Annotated in this window: 12 protein-coding genes; 1 reads left to right on the top strand and 11 read right to left on the bottom strand. The window is 59.7% G+C overall.

All coding sequences use genetic code 11. From position 1 onward, the window contains the following. Window positions 1–148: 148 nt before the first annotated feature. Together OGM60_02100 and OGM60_02095 are read right to left on the bottom strand one after the other, a co-directional pair. Window positions 149–1,906, bottom strand: a complete 1,758-nt coding sequence (locus OGM60_02100) for an ABC transporter ATP-binding protein/permease (GenBank protein UYI99602.1) — start codon at window positions 1,904–1,906, stop codon at window positions 149–151. Beyond that, window positions 1,907–3,733 carry an ABC transporter ATP-binding protein/permease gene (locus OGM60_02095; GenBank protein ID UYI99601.1) on the bottom strand — a complete coding sequence of 609 codons (1,827 nt, stop codon included), beginning with the start codon at window positions 3,731–3,733 and terminating at the stop codon, window positions 1,907–1,909. A gap of 135 nt (window positions 3,734–3,868) precedes the next feature. Between OGM60_02095 and OGM60_02090 the strand changes: the two genes are divergently transcribed. Next, complete coding sequence (locus tag OGM60_02090; protein UYI99600.1) at window positions 3,869–4,873, top strand: helix-turn-helix transcriptional regulator; 1,005 nt, start codon at window positions 3,869–3,871, stop codon at window positions 4,871–4,873. Window positions 4,874–5,188: 315 nt separating this feature from the next. Here OGM60_02090 and gatB read toward each other — a convergent pair whose 3' ends face one another. The 9 genes from gatB to OGM60_02045 all read right to left on the bottom strand — a co-directional run bounded on the left by gatB (window position 5,189) and on the right by OGM60_02045 (window position 20,115). Then, entirely contained in the window at window positions 5,189–6,865 is a 1,677-nt protein-coding gene (gene gatB / locus OGM60_02085; GenBank protein UYI99599.1) for an Asp-tRNA(Asn)/Glu-tRNA(Gln) amidotransferase subunit GatB, read from the bottom strand. After that, window positions 6,865–8,379 carry an Asp-tRNA(Asn)/Glu-tRNA(Gln) amidotransferase subunit GatA gene (gene gatA / locus OGM60_02080; protein ID UYI99598.1) on the bottom strand — a complete coding sequence of 505 codons (1,515 nt, stop codon included), beginning with the start codon at window positions 8,377–8,379 and terminating at the stop codon, window positions 6,865–6,867. Before gatA ends, gatB begins: the two co-directional genes overlap by 1 nt. Beyond that, complete coding sequence (locus tag OGM60_02075; protein UYI99597.1) at window positions 8,379–8,690, bottom strand: aspartyl/glutamyl-tRNA amidotransferase subunit C; 312 nt, start codon at window positions 8,688–8,690, stop codon at window positions 8,379–8,381. The genes gatA and OGM60_02075 overlap by 1 nt, the downstream gene beginning before the upstream one ends. A gap of 325 nt (window positions 8,691–9,015) precedes the next feature. After that, window positions 9,016–9,933, bottom strand: coding sequence for a class C sortase (locus tag OGM60_02070; protein ID UYI99596.1), 918 nt, complete (start codon window positions 9,931–9,933; stop codon window positions 9,016–9,018). Between the two features lie 564 nt (window positions 9,934–10,497). Further along, window positions 10,498–12,297, bottom strand: a complete 1,800-nt coding sequence (locus OGM60_02065; protein ID UYI99595.1) for an isopeptide-forming domain-containing fimbrial protein — start codon at window positions 12,295–12,297, stop codon at window positions 10,498–10,500. 114 nt (window positions 12,298–12,411) lie between these two features. Next, window positions 12,412–14,082, bottom strand: a complete 1,671-nt coding sequence (locus OGM60_02060) for an isopeptide-forming domain-containing fimbrial protein (protein ID UYI99594.1) — start codon at window positions 14,080–14,082, stop codon at window positions 12,412–12,414. Next, window positions 14,075–17,413 carry a hypothetical protein gene (locus tag OGM60_02055; GenBank protein ID UYI99593.1) on the bottom strand — a complete coding sequence of 1,113 codons (3,339 nt, stop codon included), beginning with the start codon at window positions 17,411–17,413 and terminating at the stop codon, window positions 14,075–14,077. The genes OGM60_02060 and OGM60_02055 overlap by 8 nt, the downstream gene beginning before the upstream one ends. A 505-nt stretch (window positions 17,414–17,918) precedes the next feature. Continuing rightward, a complete protein-coding gene (locus tag OGM60_02050; GenBank protein ID UYI99592.1) occupies window positions 17,919–18,740 on the bottom strand; it encodes a Cof-type HAD-IIB family hydrolase in 822 nt (273 codons plus the stop codon). Window positions 18,741–18,951: 211 nt separating this feature from the next. Further along, complete coding sequence (locus OGM60_02045) at window positions 18,952–20,115, bottom strand: MFS transporter (GenBank protein ID UYJ00142.1); 1,164 nt, start codon at window positions 20,113–20,115, stop codon at window positions 18,952–18,954. Window positions 20,116–20,184 lie beyond the last annotated feature (69 nt).

The raw sequence follows: 20,184 nt of genomic DNA, 5'->3' as shown, positions 1-20,184 counted from the left end.
CCCGAGTAAACAAGTTTGCTCGAGCACGCTTTTGAAATATCTCAATTTTATCTAACTATCTAGGTCAGCCATGGCTAACCTTTTGAAAATTAGCGATGCGGAGTAACCGATTGTCAATGTGAGAAAGGGACTGTCCCTTTGCCCCTTCTTACAACTGCCAGGTAGCTGCTTCCTTTTGCAGCGCCACCATGCGGGCGAATTCTCCACCTGCCGCCTTGAGCTGCGCCGGAGTGCCCTGCTCGGCTACCACGCCGTCCTTGAGCACAACGATCTTATCAGCATTTTCTACCGTGCGCATACGGTGGGCGATCACGATAACCGTCTTGCCTGCGAGCAGGCGGGAGAGCGCCTGCTGCACCACGGTCTCGTTCTCCACATCCAAGCTCGCTGTCGCCTCGTCCAGCAACACGATCGGCGCGTCTTTGAGCAGTGCGCGGGCGATGGAGATGCGCTGGCGCTCGCCGCCGGACAGCTTGGAGCCGTTCTCGCCGATCATGGTGTCATAGCCCTTTGGCATGCGGCTCACGAACTCGTCGCAGTTGGCGGCACGCGCAGCCGCAAGCACTTGCTCATCGGTGGCGCCACGACGCCCGAGGCGGATGTTTCCCATCACCGTGTCGTCAAAGAGCAGCACGTCTTGGAACACAATGGCGTAGTCGCGCAGCAGCACCTCGGGATCCACGCTCGCAACATCCACGCCGCCCACGGTGACCGTGCCCGCGGTGGCATCCCAAAAGCGCGCGGCCAGGCGGCTCACCGTAGACTTACCGGAGCCCGAAGGACCGACCAGTGCCGTGACCTCGCCTTCCTTGGCGGTAAAGCTCACATCGGTAAGAACTTTCTCGCCGGCGCGGCCGTCCTCGCCCGCACCATAGCCAAATGCCACGTGATTGAACACCACGTCATGACCTACGGGCTCAAACTGCTCGCTGCCCCGCGCCACGGGCTCTTCCATGATGGAGCGCATGCGCTTGGCCGACGACTCGGCGGCAAACAGCTCGGACATCAGCATCAGTGCCTGATCGAAGGGCGCATAGATGCGGCTCACCATGAGCAGGAAGGCAAACATCACCAAAAAGTCGACCCGGCCGGAGGCGACCATCGCAGCGCCCGTGACCAACGTGGTGGCAATCCCCAGGCGCAGGATGGCAAAGGCGGAGTTGACCAAAAGCCCGTTGGCGAGCTCGCCTTTGGTGGTCTCGCGCTCCTCGGCATCGATCACGGCGTTGAGCCCCTCAAGATAATGGGCCTCCTGGTTGGTGGCGCGAATCTCGCGCACGCAGTCGAGCGTCTCCTGGATCGCCTCGGTGACCTTGACCTTCTCGGCGCGCACGCGGTCGAACACCGGGGCCATGGGGCCGCGTGTTAGATACAGCACGGCAAAGGCCATGGGAACGCTCCAAAACGCCGCGATCGCCAGCTGCCAGCAAAAGAACAGCGACGCCACGAACACGATGGCGCTTGCGATGATGGCGCCCCAGAGCTCTCCCAGCACATGGCTGTAGGCATGCTCCATGGTCTGAACGTCGCCCATGATGGTCTCGGTCAAATCGGCCAGATCACGTCGACCAAAAAACGACAGCGGCAGTTTGCGCAAGCGCTCGGCGATCTCCATGCGCTGTTTTCCGCACTCCTCGTAAAAAATGCAGTAGGTGTAGTAATACTGCTGCCAGTTAGAGGCAAAGAGCAACACGAAAAAGACCAGGAGGCCGACCACGATCGGCAGGGCATCCGGCAGGTCGGCCCCGCGGGCAAGATGCTCGACAAAGCCGGCCATAACCAGGAATAGAAAGCCCATGCCGGCCATGGTAATAAGATTGGTGAGCGCGGTCCAGAAGACGCCGCGTTTTACGCCGGCGATGCCTTTATCGGATAGGAAATACTTCTTTTGGAATGAGGCGAACATTTAGGCCTCGCCTCCCTTCGCGACGGCGGCATCCGCGGCCACAGCAGTAATCTTCCAACTCGCGGCCTGCTCGTACTCAGCCCACATCTTGGCATACAGGCCATTTTGGGACAGCAGCTCGGCATGGGTACCCGACTCCTGCACGCTGCCCTGGTTGAGCACCACGATTTGGTCTGCACCCACCACGGTCGAAAGCCGGTGCGCAATCATAATGACCGTGCGACCCGCCGCCAGCTTGCTAAAGGCGCGCTGGATGAGTGCCTCGTTCTCGGGGTCGGCAAACGCCGTGGCCTCATCGAGCACCACGATAGGCGCGTCCTTAAGGATTGCGCGGGCGAGCGCCACACGCTGGACCTCACCGCCCGAAAGGTACGCCCCGCCGGCGCCGAGCATCGTGTTGATACCCTGCGGAAGCTTGGCTACGATATCGTCGCACTGGGCCGCGGAGAGAGCCGCACGCACTTCGTCGTCAGTGGCTGCAGGCTTGGAGGCACGCACGTTATCGGCAAGTGTTTGCCGGAACAGCTGGTTGGTCTGGAACACGAAGGCGACCTGGTCCATAAGCTCGTGCGGATCCATATCGCGAACGTCCACACCACCTACGAGCACTCGACCTGCGGAAACATCCCAAAAACGAGGAATCAGGCTTGCGCAGGTTGACTTGCCGCCGCCCGAAGGACCCACCAGCGCGAGGGTGCTACCTGCGGGAACGCTAAAACTCGCATGGTTGACGGCAGGCGCCTCGGCGCCCTCGTAGGTAAAGCTCACGTCCTCAAAGCGCACATCGCTGCCAGCGGGGTGCTTGGGTTGCTCGGGCACGGAGAGCCGCTTGGAATCCATGATGCTTCGGATGCGCGCCAGCGAATCGGCACTCATCTGAGATGCTTCGCCCACAAACATAAGCTTGGTCATGGCCGTCGGCACCACGGCCGAAAAAATCGCGTAAAACGTGAAGTTGGCCATAAAGTGCGCGAAGTCCGTCTCGCCCGGCGCCAACAGCAACGCCACGGGCAACAGGAATGTCACAAGACCATTGAGCGCGGTAAGGTTGAGTACCTGCGGACCCCGGCAAAACGTGCCCGCATAGTTTTGCGCCATGTCGGCGTATTCGGCGATCGCGTCGTGGAACGCCTTAAAGGAATAGACCGTCTGCTGAAACACCTTGACCACGGGAATGCCGCGTACGTATTCGGTACCGGTCTTGTTCATCTTGACCAGCGCGCCCATGTAGGCCTTCATGAACTCGGCGCCCTTGCCGCTCATCATGGTGGCCATGGCGCAAAACGAAACGACGACCGAGATTAAGCATGCCGCGCCCAAACGCCAATCGAGGGCAAATAGCAGCACGAGCAGGCCCACGACCATGGCGGTGGCGCCGGCGATATCGGGCAGCATGTGCGCGAGCAGTGTCTCGGTTGAGGCGGCGCAGCCGTCTACGATACGGCGCAGCTCACCGGTGGCGTGCGTGTCAAAGTAGCCGAGCGGCAGCTTAAGCAGATGCTCGCTCGTAGCCTTGCGGATATTGGACGCGCAGCGAAACGCGGACAGGTGTGTGCACATGAGCCCCACGAAATAAATCACGATGCTCACCAGGGCAAAACCGACGGCCCACCAACCATACATCGCGATATCGCAGGCTTCGCTCCAGTTAGGTGCCACGGCGATCAGATCGCGCGCGACAAGCCAAATGCACACGTACGGGCCAAAGCTCAGCAGCTGCGAGAGCGCCGAGAGGGCCATGCCCAAATATGTTAGGAATTTACGGTCGCCGGCATATGCAAGCAGCTCGCCGATACCGCCGCCTTCCTTTTTTGATCCCTTTGCCATGAGATTCCTTTCTAACGGCTTGAAAGTTAACCGTAATGAACTTATCATTGATGTGTTAGCCATGGCTCACAATCGAGCCAGGCGTGGACGTTTCTGCAAAGGAAAGGGACGTTTCTGCAAAGGAAAGGGACGCTTTTGCAAATACGGCGGGCAGCGACCGACATAACCGAGCTCTACGCACCGCAGTTTGAGCAGTTTGGCCTGGAGCTTACCGGCAGGGGCGCCGTCTTTACCGGCGAGGTGGCAAACGATCGGGCGCACGGACGCGCATGGATCATGCCTCTCTCCCCCGCCTGCATCGTTATGGAGCATTTCATTACCCCGATGCACGATATGTACCTGGCCGAATACACACCCGAACCGTACGCCTGCGTGAGCGAGGTCAGCGCGCCCACACTTATATGCATGCCCGAGGCTGGCATAACGCCTGCGAACCTTAAACCCTTGCATGGACCGTGGCCGAACAGCGCGGTGTGCAGCTTTATCCAAGATAGCTGCGGCGAGGAACTAAGTCCGCTGTTTGCAGGGCAGCTTTATCACTCGCGCTCGGTGCTCTTTTTGCCCGGGTATTTTGACGAGCTGGAGCATCGGTATCCCACTGAGTTCGTGGGAGTCTTTGAAGCGTTTGCCGAGTCGTGGCACGAGGAGGCGACGTCTGCCATCTGCCACACGCTGCGCCGGATTAACGAGGACCGCGCCCGCACCGTAGGCGGACACGTCTATATGCAAGGCATCGTGGAGACCATGGTCGCGGAGCTCGCCTGTTCGCGCGCGGCCCACAAGCAGGCGCGGCAGGCGGCAGACACACGTGTCAGCATAACCATTGCCGAAGAAGCAACGGCAATGATTGAGCGCACGCTCGACAAAGGCAGACGCGTGGGTATCAACGAGGTGGCCGAGAGGCTCTACACAAGCCGCTCCAAACTATGCGCCACCTTTAAGGCCCAAACTGGCGAGTCCCTGGGCGCCTACATTCGCAGACGCCGTATGGAGCGAGCACAGGACCTTTTGGCCGATAGCGCGCTCACGATAGCGCAGGTGGCAGAGCGTCTAGGCTACCCTCAGCAGGCCGCCTTCGCCCAAGCCTTCAAGCAACACACCGGCACCACCCCCACCGCTTGGCGCTCCCAGCATCAATAAAGAGGCGACAAAGGGACGGCCCATAAGTCCCACAAGCAGGGAAGACCATTTGCAATGTGACAAAGGGACTGCCCCTTTGTCACCCGCACAAAAATGGGCGCGCCAACGGCGCGCCCATTCACTCTATTCCATTCAGCCCCGCCTGACCCGAACGGCCGAGTCGTCTGGCCGGGGAAGCCCCGAGTCGCCGGGGTGTTTGCTCCAAATGAGTTCCGCATGCAAAGAAGGCCACTAAATGTGGCCTTCGTCTTGCATAGGACTGTTTGAAATTTGGAGGAAACACCCCGGCGACTCGGGGCTTCCCCGGCCTCGCAGCTACGAGAGCGACGTTCTCAGCAACTCGTTGAAGAGCTTCGGGTTGCCCTTGCCGCGGCTCGCCTTCATGCACTGGCCCACCAAAAAGCCGATGACCTTCTGGTTGCCGTCGCGGTACTGCTGCGCCTGCTCGGCACAGTTAGCCAGCACCTCGTCCACGATCGGCTGCAACGCGCCGGCGTCGCTCACCTGACGCATGCCGCGCTCGTCGACGATCTTGTTGGGGTCGTCGCCGGTCTGAGCCATGGCCTCAAAGACCTCGTGCGCTTGGTTGGAGCTGATGGCATCGGTCGCCAGCAGCTTGGCGAGTGCCGCCACCTGAGCCGGTGCAATACCGGACTCGGCCAGCGAAACGCCCGCGCCCTTAAGGTAGGCGATCATTTCATTTACCAGCAGGTTTGCGACCGTCTGGGCCTCTTTGCCAGCCATACCGGCAGCAGCGGCCTCAAAGAAGTCAGCAAACTCGGGGTCGCCAGCAATCTGCTCGGCATCGGCAGCCTTAATGCCAAAGTCGGCCTCAAAGCGGGCGCGCTTGGCATCGGGCAGCTCGGGGATCTCGCCTCGGCAGCGGTCGATGAACTCATCGTCCAGATCGAACGGCGCAAGATCGGGGTCGGGGAACAAACGATAGTCGTCGGCCGTCTCCTTCACACGCATGACTACGGTGCGCTTGCGGCTGGGCTCCCAGTGACGGGTCTCCTGGTAGATGATGCCGCCCTCCTCGAGTACCTCGGCCTGGCGGCAAATCTCGTAGGCAAGGCCATCATGCAGGCTCTTAAACGAGTTAAGGTTCTTAAGCTCGGTCTTGGTACCCAGCTTGGTCTCGCCGCGGCGGCGCAGCGACACGTTGCCGTCGCAGCGCATGGAACCCTTCTCCATGGAGCAGTCCGAAATGCCCAGTGTCACAAAGATGCGACGGAGCTTCTCCATAAACAGGCGAGCCTCCTCGGGCGTGCGCAGATCGGGCTCAGTCACGAGCTCAATCAAAGGCGTGCCGCAGCGGTTGTAGTCGACGAGCGACTCGGCCGCGGCGGTAATGCGACCCTCGGCGCCGCCCACGTGGACCATCTTGGCGGCGTCCTCCTCCATGTGGATGCGCAGGATGCGAATGGGCACCGTGTAGGAACCATCCTCGCGGCGCTCGGGCATCTGTAGGTTGGACGCGTCGTAGCTGGCCAGATGGCCGGCGCGCTGGTTGCCCTCGCGCATGGTCGACGTCATGGACGTGGACAGACCCTCGGCGTTGGCCGAAGCACTCGCCAGGCTCTGGGCCTCGGCCTCACCAAACGCGCAGTCGGGGCGCTCGGCGGCACCGCGACCGGTCACGTCCAGATCTAGGTGACCGTACATGGCAAAGGCGACCGGACCCTGCGTGGTCTGGAAGTTCTTGGCCATATCGGGATAGAAGTAGTGCTTGCGGTAGAACATCGAGTGACGCTGGATCTCGCAGTTGGTGGCCAGACCGGCCTTGACGATGCTCTCGATGGCGCGCTTGTTGGGCACCGGCAGGGCGCCGGGCAGGCCCAGGCACACCGGGCACACGTTGGCGTTGGGCTCGTCATCGTGGCTGAGCTTGCAGTTGCAGAACATCTTGGTGTCGAGTGCGGTGAGCTCGGTGTGGATCTCCAGGCCGATCACGGCCTCCCAATCCTGCAGGACCTCGGAAAGCTCCTTCATTACAGCTCGCCTCCCTTCCCGGCAAAATCGGGCGCGACGGATAGCGCGGGCGCACCCGTGGCGGTATCGGCAAAGCCGCGCTCCAGGGCGCGGGCAAACGTGAGCAGCTGACGGTCCTTAAAGGCCGGACCCACCAGCTGGGCAGAAACGGGCAGCTGCGTATCCTCGCCCAGGCCCAGCGGCACCGAGATGCCACCGTTACCGCAGATGTTGAGCGAGATGGTGTACAGATCGGAGAGGTACATCTGCGTGGGGTCGCTGATCTCGCCAAACTTAAAGGCCGTGCGCGGCGAGGCGGGCATGAGGATGGTGTCCACCTTGGCATACGCGGCGTCGTAGTCCTGCGTGATGAGCGTGCGGGCCTTTTGCGCAGCGTAGTAGTACTTGTCGTACACGCCCGAGCTCAGCAGGTAGGCGCCGAGCATCTGACGGCGCTTGGCCTCGGCGCCAAAGCCGTGGGCGCGAGAGAGCGAGCTCTGGTCGGACAGGTTGGCGCAGCCCTCCTCCTGATAGCCGTAGCGAATGCCGTCGAAACGGGCCAAGTTGGAGAACGCCTCGGCCGGGCCGATGACGTAGTAAGCGGCGATGGCGGCATCCAGGTGCGGCAGGTCGACCTCCACGAGCTCGGCACCCTGGTTCTGCAGCTCCTGGGCGGCGCGCTGAACAGCGGCCTTGACCTCGGGCGTCAGACCCTCGGCCTCCATAAACGCGGGGATGATGCCCACGCGCTTACCCTCGATGTTGTCGTTGAGATGCTCGGTAAAGTCGACAGCGCAATCCTGGCTGGTGCAATCGTACGGATCGTGGCCCGCGCCGGTAAGCGCGTTCATGGCCAGCGCGACATCCTCGACCGTGCGGCCGAAGGGCCCCACCTGGTCGAGCGACGAGCCAAAGGCAACCACGCCGTAACGGCTCACGGCGCCATACGTGGGCTTAAAGCCCACCACGCCGCACAGCGACGCCGGCTGGCGAATGGAGCCGCCGGTGTCCGAGCCCAGCGAGAGCGCGACCTCGCCCGCGGCGACGGCTGCAGCGGAGCCGCCCGAGGAGCCGCCGGGCACACGCTCGGTATCCCAGGGGTTGTTGGTGCGGTGGAACGCCGAGCTCTCGGTGGAGCTGCCAAAGGCAAACTCGTCCATGTTGGCCTTGCCCATGGGCAGGCAGCCGGCATCCAGCATGCGCTGGACGCAGGTGGCGGTGTAGACGCTCTGGTAGTTCTCGAGCATGCGGGAAGCGCAGGTGGTGCGCGTGCCCACGAGGTTCATGTTGTCCTTGATGGCCAGCGGCACGCCCGCGAGCGGGGGCAGCGGCTTGCCTGCGGCACGGTCGGCGTCCACGCGCGCGGCGGCCTCGAGCGCGAGCTCGGGCGCCACCTGCAGGAATGCCTGGACCCCGCCCTCGCGCGCCTCGATGGCGGCAAGGGAGGCCTGGGCCACCTCGGTAGCGGTAAAGTCGCCGGCGGCAACGCCCGCGGCAATCTGGGCGGCGGTAAGGGAATCGAAGCTTAGCGCCATTACTCGCTCTCCCCCTCTCTCAAAATGGACGGCACGCGGAAGTAACGCTCGCGCGCGCTGCCGGCGTTTTCGAGCGCAACGTCGAGCGGCAGGTCGCGCTCGGGCTCGCGCAGGTCGTCGCCCATCACGTTGGACAGGCTTCCAATAGGATGGAACGTGGGCTCCACGTCGGGCAAGTCATATTGCAAGACGGGCTCGAGCATCTGGACGGCGTCGTTCATGTAGGACGTCATCTGGGTGAGCTCGTCATCGGTCAGTGCGATCTTTGCGTACTCGGCGATGCCGCGCACGTCTTTCTCGCTGAGTGCCATAGGCGCTCCCTTCCGCATAACAGTTAAACCGCTTTAGTATACAAGGCAACGCCGGCTTGGAGCAGGCGCTTTACCCAAATGCAGCGAAAACGTAACGAGGGCGGCGGTTGGCAGGCGGCAGGCTGGCGGTTCTGCAGCGAAACCGCACCGCCCACAGCGAAAACCGTCCCGCCCACAATGAAAACCGCGCCGTCCATAATGAAAACCATCACAACATTCGACGCTTTTCGTCAAAATCGCGATTTTCATCGAATGTTGCGATGGTTTGGAAGCCCCGACCACCACAAAGGTGCCTGTCCCCTTTGTGGTGGTTCTGAAGAATGTCCTATGCCGAGGCCTTGGCCTTGCGGCGCTTGCGGATCGCGTGGATCACGATGTCCAGCAGCAACAGCACAATGGCCACGACCACGATGAGCACGGCAAACTCGCGCTTGCCCCAGTGGCGACCGGCCAGCGACTTTTGCTTGTCGACGTCCTTCTTGTTGTACTTGGTGCGCACGCAATGCACCAGCAGGCGGTGGTCGTTCACGCCGTAGGGCGTGCAGGTGACGAGCGTCACCTTGTCGGCGCCGGGCTCGATGGTCAGCGACTCCATCTCCTCGGGCAGCACCACCTCGGAGTCCACCATCTTGTAGGCGAGTGTCTTGTTCATGGTGTGCAGCAGCACCAGGTCGCCGGGCTCCAGCGAATGGATGTCGTCGAACATGCTCAAGTTGCGCATGCCCGAGTGCGCGGTGAGCACGCAATGCGTCGAGGTGCCGCCCACCGGCAGGCTCGTGCCTTCCAAGTGCCCGACGCCCGCCATAAGGACTTCCTCGCTCGTGCCGTGGTAGATGGGCATGCTCACGTCGATGGAGGGGATCTCGACCCAGCTCATCATGGGGTCGCGGTCAAAGATGAGCTGCTGGGCATAGGGCTCGATCTGGTCGGCGGGAAGCTCGGTGGCCTCGCCCGCCAGCTGCTCGTTAAAGGAGCGCGCCTGGAGCAGGATGCGCTCGCGCTCCTCGGCAGACAGCGCGTCCACGGTGCTGGACACGGTGCTGATCTGGTTGAACACGCCCGAGGCCTCGAGCCGGTCCAAGATCCACGGCCAGGTCATAAGGCCCACGCCAATAAGGATGATGACGATGGTGATGAGGCGGTCGGCCCAGCGCGGCAGCCGCTTGCGACGGCGCTTGGGCTTTGGTTGAGGTTTGGGCTGAGGGCTTGAGCCGCCGTTGACCGCGGCGTTATTGCTCTTCATATGTTTGGCGCCCTGCACCATCGCCGGTCACTCCTCTACAACTCAAGTTGTCTAAACAAATAATAGCCGAATTGCGAGCTTCCACGCCGGACAACGCAGCTTGGCAGCATTGCGCAGCGCGAGCATGGGCCTGCATTTGAGTTTTCAAAATGTCCCGAATCGGCGGGGCGATTCGGGATACAATAGCTACAGGAAACGACGCACCCCGCGTAAGTACTTAGGAGCGCGGGCGACCAGTTTCCGACGTTGTTAAATGCCCGGGCTCCGAACCCCGGGCATTCTTATTTGCGCTTGTTACGGCGCAAATGCCTTCTACCGTCCGCACCGCGCGTGCGCCTACGGACCCTAAACCGAACCTCATACGAGTCAAGAAACGCGATGACGATCGAGCCCGCATCGGACGATGGAGGCTGCCTGCGTTGTCCAAAAAGAACGGGGCAGACTCCAGTGCGGAGTCTGCCCCGTAAAGAGAATGGCAAAGCAAGAACGTCGATGGACGAGAAAAGTGTCCGCAAGTCTCATGGCCATCACATCCCACCTGCCAAAGGGATGGGTGGGTGAGCGTTACTCCTGCTCGGACTCCTCGGCCTGCTTACGGCTGCGGATGAGGTGCGCCACACCGATGCACAGAACCGCGCCACCAGCGATCCAAGTGAAGGTCACGCCGTTGAGACCGGTCAGCGGGAGGCCAACCTGCTTGGTATCGCCAACGGTGATGTTGAAGGTACCATCGGCATTCTTCTCCGATCCGTCCTTCTTCGTCAGCTTGTTGTCGCCAGAATTTCCGTCGGTGAGGCCAGAGATGACGTTGTCGTTCTGACCCTTGTTATCAAGCCTTCCCTCAAGCTTTGTCAGCTTGTAGCCCTGGCCCTCCTCATCATTAATTGTCGGATCAATCGTAAATTCGAAAGACGAAACCGCGGTATAGCCATTGGGGGCGTTTTTCTCGGTCACAGTATAGGTACCAGCATCAAGACCGGTAAGCTGAATGAGGCCCTTCTCGTTCGTCGTTAAAACAACCTCGTCATCACTCAACGTACCGTTCTTCGCGACGTATTTCACCCCGTTATTCTCATCACCTGTGGTCGTGATGGTAAATTGCGCGCCCTCGAGAGCTGCTTCGGTGCCCAAGTCAACCTTATTAATCTGAAGGCCGTAGGTATAGTCCACGACGGTGTCGGGCGCCGAGGTGCCAGTGCCTGCGACCATGGGGTTGTTAGAATACTCGAGCGTAACAGTATTGGGGTTGCCCTCCAGCCCGTTGTTGGCCCCTGCAATAACCGCCTTTGCGTTGAGCTTTGCCTGGTAGAAGACAACAATCTTGGTGTTGGCATCGATCGTAAGCGGTCCGTCATCTTTCGCGGTGGCCGACTTCAGACCCTTTTCGCCCTTACTAAAATCGACTACCAGGTCACGCCTGGAATCAGAGGGTTTAGTCACACCGTAGCTAGCCGGAGCAATCTCGGTATATGCATCACCGTTCAGTGCATAAACGCTAAGCGAGCCATCGACGTAGTCAAGACCCTTCTCCAGCGTATCCTTAAACTTATAGGAATAAGAGTCATAGCTGGCGTAGTTATCTGCGATCGTACCGGTTAGCTTATAGTTCACTACCTGACCGATCTGGGAGTCGGCCGCATCCTTCCAATTGGCCTCGTCCTCCCCAGTAATGGCAGTGCCCGTCACCTTAGAATCGTCGAGGACCTTTTTCTCAACCGTTGGGATGTTGGTCTTCTCATAAACGGTCACGGCACTACCACCCACGACTGCAAAGATGGGAGACGTGCCGGTGTTCTTATTGCTGGCCACCAGGCTACTATCGTCGGTCACAAACAAGTAATAACCAGATCCGGCGGTAGCATTCCAAGGCTGTCCAGCTGAAATACCAGAAGCGGTCGGAGTCTCATTCTTTACGGCATTCGCGACTGCGTAGAGAACATTATCAGTAGCGACTCGCGTCCCCTTAGTAGTTCCGTCAGCTGAACCCGCAATCGGACCACCCGCGTTCGCCATAAGGAATTCGGCGACATCCTGAGCCGTGGGCTTCGTGGGAAGTTTAGTCACACTGGGTGCATTGTAGCCGCTCCAGCCCTCGATGGCACTAATCACTTTGTTGCCAAGATCGGAGTTAGTCCACTCGATGTTCTGAGCAATCTTGCCCTCCGTCTTGTCGGTCACCGTTGCCTTGAAGATCTGATACGCCTTGAACTTGGTGCTCTCGTTACCATTGACCTGGTTGATCGTGATGCTGCCCGTCGCACCATCCTCAGCAAACGCCATGGTCACCGGGGCCATGACACCGCCGAAGCTCAGCGCTGCTGTGAGGCCGGCGGTTACTGCCAGGCGTGCGATGTTCTTGCTCATGCTCATCTTCTTTTCCTCCGTTTTCCGTTTGATTCTCATTCGATCGGTCATCATCTGTCTGTGTCTTAGCATCTGCTTCGCTACGTCTCGCCCCGCTCTCTGTGGGGCTGCCAGCTACTCTTTATGGCTGCCACCTCCCCGCTTGACCAGGAGCGCGACCACAATGAGCGCGGCTCCGGCGACCGCTGCGGCGGCCGCGGCGTACATTGCCATATCGCCAGTCGAGGGCATAAAGCCTCCGGTGGTAATGCTAGGGGGTGTGCCGGTGGGCGCGTTGATGAGCGACGCCTCCAGGCTGCCCGTCGACCCGTCCGCGCTGTCGGCGCGCAGGGGCGACTCGGCCGTGATGGTGAGCTTGGGCTTGGCGGCGGCCACCTGGTCGACGTCCAGGCCCTCGGCCTTGACCGTCACGCAGCGCGTGCCCTCGAAGGCGGTGTAGCCCTTGGGCGCCTTGGGCTCGCAGACCTCCAGCTTGCCCGAGTCCACGCCCGAGACGGTCACGCGGCCGTCCTCGCCCGTGGTGACGGTGGCCTTGCCTTGCGCATCCCACGTGCCGTCGGCCGCTAGCGTGCGGCCGCGGTCGTCGGCGATGCTCAGGACCGCCCCGGGCAGCGGTTTGTCGCCGTCGCTGCCGCGCTTGGTGAGCGCGAGATCCCAGGTGTAGGCGCACGCATCGTCGCTCGGCGTGCGGGTGAAGCCGGCGTCGCCGGACTGGTCGGCAAAGGGAGAGCGCGGGTAGCGCAGGTAGACCTCGTTGGGGTTGCCCTTCGCGATGCCGTGGTTGCACGCGCTGTTGAGCGGCGCATTGTACACGGCGACCACGCGGGCGCCCGCGGTAAAGGCGTCGGCCCCGCCGAGCGCGGCGATCAGGTCGCCGGTGCGCACGGTGAAGGTCTTGCCGTCCGCCGCTACCTTGGTGGCGCACTGGGCCGTGATGTCGGTCCAGCCCTTCGCGGCCTTAGTGCCGGCGCGTCCGTCCTTGCCGGCGGCGACGGCGTCGAAGCCGCCGTCCGCGCCCGTCGCCACGTACACATGCATGCTCTCGGCGACCTTGGAGGGGTCGAGCCCCGCGCCCATGGTGTCGACGAACTGCACCGTATAGGTGTCGTAGACGGTAAGACCCGCCGGGACCGTGGCCGAGAGCCGCCAGTACAGGTCGTCGGCGACCGTGGCGTCGGCGGCCTTCTGCCATGCGGCGGTGCTGTCCTCCAGCACGTGCTTGGCCACCTTGGGGGTCGCGGCCTTGGGCTTGACGGTGACGGCGCTGCCGCCGACCAGGGCCATGATCGGCGCGGTGCCGGCCTCGTTTTGGGAGATGGCGTCGTCTTTGGCGACGATGAGCCAGTAGCCACAGGACAGCTCGGCCGTCGTGCCCGCGTTAAGGGCCACGGACACGGCGCCAGAGCTCTGAAGGGAACGAGCGAGCTGTGCGCTCAGCGCGCTCGTAAGGTGGGAATCGGTGTTGAGCCACTCGGCAGCTTCCTGCGCGGTGGTCTGGGAATTGGGCATGCCGGCGCTGTGCAGCACGGGCAGCGCGGCGTCGCGCACGGCGCCACTTGCCCAGACAAGGTCGGTGGCGATCTTGGCGTCGCTGTCGCCGTCGACGACGTTGGCGCTAAAGATCTGGTAGGCGTTGTAGCTGCTCGCCACGGTACCGCTCACCGTGATGGAACCGGTCGAGGTCGGCGCGGCCTGCGCGGATGCGGGGAACACAACCGCGCAGGTGCCGATCAGGAGGGCAAGCAGCGCAAACAAGATCGGGAAGGAGCAAACTTTCTTATTCACGACGCTCGCCTCCCTTCGCATTCGCCTTGCGACGAATGTGCATCCAGGCCGCAGCAGCGCAAAGCACCGCCGCGCCGGCAAGGTACGTCAGAGTGACGCCCGACATACCAGAAAGGGGCAAAGAGGTGGAGTAGGTGTTGGTGAAGGTGGGGGTGGAACTGTCGGTGAGTTCGTGGTCCGCAGTATCGGCGTTTACCCACGTACCGCCGGGGTCAACGGTCCCCCTCCTGTAGGTCACCTTACAGCTGATGGTCCCACTGGTATTGTCCGTTGCAACAACTGTGAACTTGTAGACCGAATTATCGAACTTGTAGTGCGAGAACAGCGAACTGTTGTCTTTCTCGCGCACATAGTACGTGAAGGTCTTGGAAGCGCCACGGCCCGTGGAGTCAGGCTCCTTCGTGATATCAGAGAGCGAGTACTCAATCCCCTTATCAGAGTCATCTAAGAACGAAAGCGTCTGCTTCTTGTTATCGCCAGTAGTATTGGCCTCACGAATAATGTGCTGAAAACTGCCATCGGTCGCAAGCTGAAGCGTAAACTCCTTCATCTCGCCACCCTCAACGACCTTAGTCGCCTTGGGAGTCCAAGAACCGCTGGAGGTGTACGGAGTGTACTTGTTGGTGAAAGTTGCACCACTAGTAAGCGCAACGATAACAGCGTTTTCGCCTTCAGCTTCTGTGACGGCTGCTGGTTCTGTTTCTGGCGTTCTTGCGCCAGCGCCGTCATTTTTTACCTTTGTTACCGAAACGCTCTTGACTTTGTAATACGTGTATTTAATGTCAAGCACGTTGTGCGACTTGCCCTCATCCTTCACAACCTCAGGATCAATTTTGTAGATCGTTTTGTCGTAAGTCACGCCCTTGTCCTTGTCCGTGCCCGGAACCTCTACCAAGTAGTAAACAAGATCGTCATCGGCATAAACTTCACCCAGATCAAAGGTGAGATTTCCGTTCTCATCGTTTTTCACCGTATCGACCACCGAGCAGCGATTGAGCTGAAGATCACCATTGGAGTCAAAGCTCGGAATCGTATATGAGATCTCGCCTAGTTCGTTAATAATCTTGTTCTGCCTGAGAAGCTGGAAATCGAAATCATTTCCTTTAAGCTTGCCGCCCTCAAGCACCTTGGTGCCGTTGAGCTTCATCTTGGGGTAAACCTTGACCTCTCGAGTGGAACCGGCGACAACGTCTCCGTTGGTCATGATTCCGCCACCGTGGATATTGGAGCTGTTGCCCGTGATATATAACGTAGCCAGCCCTATAGCAGCATTTTGATCTTCAGCGGACGGTTTGGACTTTAGGCCAATCATGTACTTGGCTTGGGCTCCGTCATACTTACCGATGGTCGCAAGCTGACCGTCAATCGTGCCCGACCAATTTGCAGCACCACCGCCGAGCATCTGGCCCGTTACGGCTGCGATATAGTCAGCGTTATCCGACTTGCGGATAAGGAAGAGGTCCTCATGGCCACGCCTCTTGAAGTCATCAGTAATCTCACCGCCATCAACACTTGAAGGCTGGTCTTCATTCTTACCATTGGTGCCGCCTGATAGATTCTCACCGTTTGCATCGGTGTTTCCGAAAATCGCAATACCATTGGCATCTGTAATCGCCGTCTTGCCGCTCGGGCAGGCCGCGAAGCCACCACCATAGCCCTTGGCCGAGTTTTTGGTAATCAGGGCGTTGGATATCTTGAGACACGCCGAATTAACGCCTTCGGCACTGTTGCCTCCCTGGACAAACACGCCGCCGCCGCCCCAGTCATTGGGGGTATTAGTCGTATTGTTAGTTATGTAGGCTTTCTTGCCGATCACATTAAATTCGCCAACTGTAGGCGCAGCGATACGGATGCCGCCGCCCTCAGAGTTTTGCGCCACATTGCTGGCGATGCTTCCACCAGAGAACGAAAACAAGGAGAGGGCCTGATTCCAAGCGCCAGCATAAATACCGCCACCGGCCTCGGCAGAATAGTTACCGGTGATGTAGCCACCGTTAATTGTGAGACTGCCGTTATTGAAGGCAGCAATACCACCACCGCCGTGACATCCGTTGCCGATATGCTTCGTAGAGCCTTCATTGTCGCTGTAGAACTGATAGTTGTTGTTGGTAATGTAACCACCTGAAATGACTACTGTTGAACCAACGGCACAAACACCGGCGCCGTAGCCTGATCGATCTTTGAACGTACCGTTACCGGAAATCGTGCCGCCGGTCATATTAATTGTGGATCCGTTAGCGTACACGCCGCCGCCATTGGAGGCATAGTTGCCTGCAATTACGCCACCGGTCAAATTGAGGGTCGAAGCGCCGCCATTCGCGTTGGACACCATAATGCCCGCGCCCGCGCCCGAGCTAGAAGCGCCACACACATAGCCGCCGCTCATGTTGACGGTAGAGCCGTTTTCGGCATAGATGAGGTTGCCGACGTTGCAATTTTTCTTTTGGGTAAGTACGCCGCTATCGAGATTAAACGTACCGCCCGCATAAACGTTGATGAGCTTCATCGTGGAGCCAGCAGCGGTACCCACGATGGCACCCTTGATGCTGACCTCGTGCCTATAGAGAGTCTCGGTTGTCCCTGTACCGTTCGGCGTCGATTCGGTCACGTAATACGTCAGCTTAGTCGGAATGCCAGAACTGTCGCATCCCATCAAGGCAACTCGCCCGTTATTGTCGCCATCCGAATCCTGCTTTTGATCAGACCCTTGTTTAGAATCTTTGAGGGTAAGCGCAGCGTTATTGGCGATATTGAAGAGCGGCTTGTTTGAATTGTCGCCTGAATGCGTGATTTTGAAGCCGTTTAGGTCCAGCGTTATCATGCTGCCGTTCTTGTTAAGTGTGATTTCGCCAGCATAGTCAATATCAGCCGAAAGCTTAAAGCTGGCGGCTTTATTTTCCACAACGCCTAAAAGCTTTCTCTGCAAATCATCGGCATTATTGATGGCCGTGGCTGTCTCTTCGCTCGCCACAGCCTCCTCGGCTGACGAACCAGCACCATCGTCGATCGCTTCATTATCTTCTGCCTGTGACTCGTCCTTGGACTGCTCCTCCGACTGAACATCGTCGTCGGCCACGGCACCATCACTATCCTGGTTTACGGCATCCTCGTTAGCAGTGTTGTCTACACCAGCAAACTCACTTGAGGAACCCCCCCCCATCACAGTTTCCTCGGTAGAAACCGCCTCGGCATCGTTGGCAATAGCCTGCGAGATCGGGGGCATGACGAGCGACAGTACCAGGCTCAACACGGAGGCTCCGCACAAAACGCCTGCCAGCACACGGCGCGTCGCTTTATTACTCTGCTTAGATTTGTCCGAATTCGCTTTCATCGATGTCTCCTCCCCAAGAGACCGCGATCTTGCTCTTTCACTATCAAACGTATCTGCGCAACCTGTAATTGCGCTCGCTTAGTGATCCATATTGTAGCGATTGTTTGAACATCTGAACAAGATAACCGATTGTTTTGTAGCGAATTCTCAATTCTCTTGACATTTGCTCAGATTTACCTTCGTTTATTCGCTATCTATTTTTTGTTTCTGCTGGTAATATAGTTGTCAATAATTTTTTAATGGCATTAGATTTATTTGCACAACATTTTGCTCAAGAGTAAACATCCTGTAAACAGTCGAAAATCGACCATGAGCGGTAGGTCATTTACCGGGAGTAATACCCTGCCAAGCTGATGAGAATATCTTTAGCCCATCGGTGGTTGGAAGCGTAATGTTCAGACAACCAAATTTGAATTTGCGCGCAGATTGTAGGCATCAACTCGCCCAAATCGCCTGAGGCCACCACGAAGGTGCCCGTCCCCTTTGTGGTGATTCTGCCCCGGCACTACAGCAGATGTTCCTCGATAAAGATCGCGATGCCGTCCTCGTCGTTGCTCGCGGTTACAAAGTCCGCGGCGGTACGGGTGGCGTCGCTGCCGTTTGCCATAGCCACGCCCACGCCGGCGTCGGCCACCATGCAGGTGTCGTTGTCCGCATCGCCAAACACGCAGATGTCCTGGAGCTCCATATCGCTGAGCTCCGCCACGCGCCCAAGGCCGCGCGTCTTGGACACGCGCGGATCCATGAACTCGTAGAGCCGCTGCGTGGTCTGCAGGGCCGCCGCCTTAACAGTGTTATCTGCAAACGTCGACGCCCGTTCAATCACCCGCGGCATCACCTCGGGCGCCATGGTAAACATCACCTTGGGCTGCGGCTCGCGCAAGAACTCGGCAAAATCAACCACCTGGTAGGGCACGCCGTCGACGCGCGACAGGTGCTCGACGCACGCGTTGCTCTCGGGCACGTAGAACACGCCGTCTCGGGGGCAGACGGGTGTTGCCGGAAGGTCCGCCATGTGCTTGCAGATGCGCGCGATGGTCTCGCCCGGCAGCGGATAGCTCAGCTCGTTGATGTCGTGCGCGCGGTCGATGACCTCGGCGCCACCGCAGCCCACCAGCACGTCCACCAGGCCTTCGATGCCCCAGAGCTCGTACATGGCCTCGGTCGCGTGGGCGTCGCGCCCGGTGCACAGGCCAAAGAGCACACCGCGCTCGCGCAGGGCGCGGATCGCCGCCACGGTGCGCGGGGACACCGTGTGCTGGCTCGTGAGCAGTGTGCCGTCGATATCGCAGAACACGGCTTTGATATGGCTGAAGGTGGTGTCCATGGGGGCCTTTCTGGGTTGTGCGGCGGTGCTGGATGAGGTCAGAAATGGTGTACATGGTATACCAAGGCGCAGGCGCGGCCTGTCAAAGCAAAAACCACCACAAAGGCGCCTGGCCCCTTTGTGGTGATCGCGGCGTCTACGGGCCAAACCATCACAACATTCGACGTTTTTCGGCAGAATCGCGATTTTTACCGAATGTTGTGATGGTTTCTTACTGCTTTACGGCACGTTCCAAGTGATTGCGTCCAAACAGCAGCAGTGCCGCGGGAACCGCCGTCACGACCATGCCTGCCCCCACGAGTGTCCGTTGTACGCCAAATGTTGCCGCCAGCCACGGGGCAATCGCCAGAGGGGCCACACCAGCGAACATATTGCCAAAGCCCATGACCGAATTGACGCGACCAAGCTGCTCGAGCGGAGCCGTCGTCTGCACAATGGTGTTGTGGAGCGGGTTGACGACACCCCAAGCTATACCCAGGGCGATCTGGCCGACAAGGGCCACGCCCACGTACGGTGTCCACACATAGAGCAGACTTCCCAGGCCCACGGACATAAGCGCCACGAGCAGCGTTTTAAGGTTGACCAGGTGCGGCGGCAAGCGGAGCGCGAGCACGGCACCCAGCACCGCGCCGACACCGCAGGCAGACGAGAGCCAGCCCATCCACTCAACGCCAACGTGCAGAACATCGCGATAGAAAAACGACTCGAGCGGATCGAAGGCACCGTAGCCAAAGTTCGAAAGAAAAATGATGCAGAAAAGTAGCGCGAGGACGCTGTTGGTGAAGACCGTCTTGATGCTGGCTGCGAAGGTGGCGCGGGCGGACGTGCTAGGGTTGGAGCTTCGTCCCGCACGCTCCCCTTCCTCTGTCGAATCGGTATCCGCATGCCCGGCGATATGGCTGGTCTGCGGCCTAAAGCCCCAACCGACGACGAACGCCAGCACGGTAAAGAGCATCATAAGCACGAACACCGCGCGCGACGACGCAGCCGCCGCGACAAAGCCGCCCAGCGTGGGGCCAACGATGATACTCACGTTTGAAAACATGGCGATGGCGGAGTTGATGTCTTTGAGCTCGACAGGATCGTCGGTGAGGTAGGCCGGATAGGACGTGGCGATGGGCTGGGCGAATCCCATCGTAAAGCCCAGAAACACCGCGCCGAGCAGGACGACGCCGGTCGCGCTACCAAAGGCGATGATTGCCGCGCCAGTTGCGAGAGCGCCGATGATGCTCAGCAAGAAATGGCGGCGCGGACCCCAGGCGTCGAGCGCCGCGCCGCCCGCAAAGGACCCCAGGATCACAAATACATTCATAAACAGGACGGCCAGCGATGTCGCCACGACTGAGGCATCGTCTGCATAGGTGAGCGTTCCGATGACGCCGATAAACTAGCTGGTCTGAAAACCGGTGTAGATGAGGAAGCGCATTGCCACCAGGCGCTTGGC

The organism is Coriobacteriaceae bacterium (genome assembly GCA_025757745.1).
Classification (GTDB): Bacteria; Actinomycetota; Coriobacteriia; order Coriobacteriales; family Coriobacteriaceae; genus Collinsella.
The sequence above is the reverse complement of the archived record's forward strand: the minus strand, read 5'-3'. Positions and strand labels throughout refer to the sequence as shown.